General features: G+C 63.9%; 3 protein-coding genes. 1 reads left to right on the top strand and 2 read right to left on the bottom strand.

What is annotated here, in order from left to right:
* Positions 1-899 (bottom strand): hypothetical protein (locus EOD07_RS29470; protein WP_127237844.1); only part of this gene is annotated, 899 nt, incomplete at its 3' end.
* A 233-nt stretch (positions 900-1,132) separates the two neighbouring features.
* On the bottom strand, positions 1,133-1,726 hold the full coding sequence (locus EOD07_RS29465; protein WP_040991099.1) for a TetR/AcrR family transcriptional regulator: 594 nt from the start codon (positions 1,724-1,726) through the stop codon (positions 1,133-1,135).
* A 120-nt stretch (positions 1,727-1,846) separates the two neighbouring features.
* On the opposite strand from EOD07_RS29465, the gene EOD07_RS29460 reads away from it, so the two are divergent.
* A partial coding sequence (locus tag EOD07_RS29460; RefSeq protein ID WP_127237843.1) for an MFS transporter occupies positions 1,847-2,800 on the top strand: 954 nt, incomplete at its 3' end.

Here is a 2,800-nt window from a genome sequence, read left to right as displayed (position 1 = left end):
GCCTCGGCAAGCCGCGTGTCCCATTCGGGATTGGGCACCTGACCTTCGATGGCTTCGAAATAGACCTGCATCAAGGACGCGATGGCGAACGGCTCGATGAAGGCTGCCTTGAAGGCCCAGGCAAAGACGATGGCCAGCACGAAGGCCCAGCCGGCCAATTGTCCGGGCATGACCCACAGGATGGCGGCGGCAGGCGCCAGCATCAGCAGGAAGATGACGAAGGACACGCCCCACATGATCACCGCAAGCCAGACGGCGTTCTTGACCATGTGCTTGCCGTTCTGCGCGTAAAGCACGACGCCTTGGCGCGCCGTCTCGAAGGGCGAGCTCGAATTGACGCGGATGTTGTAGCCCAGGATGATCTCGTCGACATAGGTCAGCGAGATGCGGATGACGGTGTTGATGAAGCTGACGATGCCGCTCAGGCCCGGAATGGGCAGGAAGGCGGCGATGCCGCCGATCAGGCCGGTGATGGCGCGGATGGCGCCCTTGACCAGCTGATCGACGACGAAAAGGATGTTGGCCTCGGCGAAACGCTGGGTGACGACTTGCTTGGCATAGGCGATCTGGCCCTGGCCGTCGGGAACGTCATGGCCGTCGATCAGATGCACCATGACGGCGATGTGGCCCGCCTTCAGCACGTAGAGGATGTATTCGCGGATCCAGTAGACGGCGATCGAGACGATGCCGAAGCCAACCACGCCGCCCCAGAGCGCGAAGGACATCGGACCGTCGGGGTCGGTCGAGATATGGCCGACGCCGTAGCCGACGCTGGCGCCCGTGCCGGTCGCCATGATGTAGGCGACCGTGATGCCGAAATAGACGATCATGCGAAAGACGATGAACGGCCATGTCCGCATCATGATCGACACAGACCGGCCAATGCTGAAGTCCCACATGGCCCCGACTCCCCACACCCCGCGCATGACCCCGAAAATCGGAAGCGATTTTCGGAAAGGATCATGCGCCAAATCAAAGTTTTACAGCGTCCTTTGCGCGTTCAAAGAACGCGCGGCGCTGTAAGAGAATGGCTGGGGAGGATGCGCTCGCCCTATTGATTGTCAATCACGGCAGGGTTGCACCGGCCTGAAACCAGTGCACAACGCGGTGGCCTGGGTACCCAAGCGTGCCCTCAAGGCTTCTTGCGCAAGCCTTCGAGCAGCTGCTTGAACGCCGCGATCGCCTTCTTCGAGGTGGCTTCCGGATCCTTCGAATTGGCGATGCGCTGCGCGGCCTGGCTGCTGGCGCCATTGATCAGCCGCGAGGCCGTCTCGGGATCGACATCGGCGACGACCACGCCCTCTTCCTGCAGCCTGGTCAGATGCTCGGTCATCGAGGCGGTGCAGGCGCTGGCATTCGGCCATTGCGCCGGATCGCCGAGCACGGCCGGGCCGTCGCGGAACATGATGCGCTGGATCTCCGGCTCCAGCGCCATCTCGATATAGGTGGTGCACTCGTCGACGAAATGCTGCCAGCGGGTCGGCGCCTTCGAGGCCACCTCGTTCACCCGCACGGCCATCTCGCCGTCGATCTCGGCGATCACCGCCTGCAGCAGGCCTTTCTTGTCGCCGAAATGATGGTAGAGCGCGCCGCGCGTCAGACCGGCCGACGCGGTGAAATCGTCCATCGAGGCCTCGGCATAGCCGACCGTGCCAAAGGCGTGGCGGGCAGCCGCGATCAGCTTGGCGCGCGTCTCGGCGATCATCTCCTTGCGCGGTCTGTGCATGGCTCTGGCCCTATTCACATACGCGTCGTATGCCAATTGACATACGCGGCGTATGAATTATCTGACATTCATACGCGACGTATGTAATTGTGGTATTCACCCTTGTCGAGGAGCAGGATCATGCGAAACCCCTATGCGGACATCTTTCGGGCTCCCGGCACCAAAGGCTTCGCAGCGGCCGCCTTCATCGCGCGGCTACCGATCGCCATGGCGCCGATCGGCATCGTGGCGATGCTGTCGCAGACACATGGCGAATACTGGCTGGCCGGAGCAGTCTCAGCGACCTATGCCCTTGTGAATGCAGTTTTGTCACCGCAGATCTCGCGATGGGTGGATCAGCGGGGCCAAACCGCGATTGCCCTGCCGACCACGCTCGTCTCGGTGCTTGCCTTCGCGACGTTGATCGTCGCGGCCAACCAGCACTGGCCGGCCTGGACCCTGTTCGGATCGGCGCTGCTTGCCGCCGCCATGCCCAGCATCCCGGCGCTGGTCAGGGCGCGCTGGACGGAGATTTTTCGCGATCGCCCCGAGCTGAACACCGCCTTCGCCTTCGAATCCGCCGCCGACGAGCTGGTCTACGTCGCCGGCGCCTCGCTGTCGGTTGGCTTGAGCGCGGCGCTGTTTCCCGAGGCCGGCATGGTGGTCAGCACATTGCTGCTCGCGCTCGGTTCGGCGGCATTCCTGTTGCAGCGTTCCTCCGAGCCGCCCGTCCGCCCGGCGGAACATGGGGCGACCAGCTCGGCGATCCGCCTGCGGCCGGTGCAGATCATCACCTTCGCGCTGATCTTCGTCGGGGCGACCTTCGCCACCACGGAAGTCACGACAGTCGCCATCACCAAGGCGCTTGGCCAGCCTGAGGCGGCAAGCCTGGTCATCGGCGTCTACGCGCTCGGCTCCTTCGTGCTCGGCATCATCGTCGGCGCGCTCAGCCTGAAGGCGCCGCTGCAGCGGCAACTGGCGGTGGCCGTCACCGTGATCGCGCTCACCACGCTGCCGCTGCTTTTTGCCGACACAGTGCCGACGCTGGCGCTGGCGGTGTTCGTCAGCGGCGTCGCGATCTCGCCGACCTTCATC

The organism is Mesorhizobium sp. M2C.T.Ca.TU.002.02.1.1 (assembly GCF_003997225.1).
Note: the sequence above shows the minus strand (reverse complement) of the source record. Positions and strands in the feature narration are given on the sequence as shown.

Coding starts and splice junctions, on each gene's coding strand:
- EOD07_RS29465 (WP_040991099.1), bottom strand. CDS start 1,726: ATGCACAGACCGCGCAAGGAGATGATCGCCGAGACGCGCGCCAAGCTG.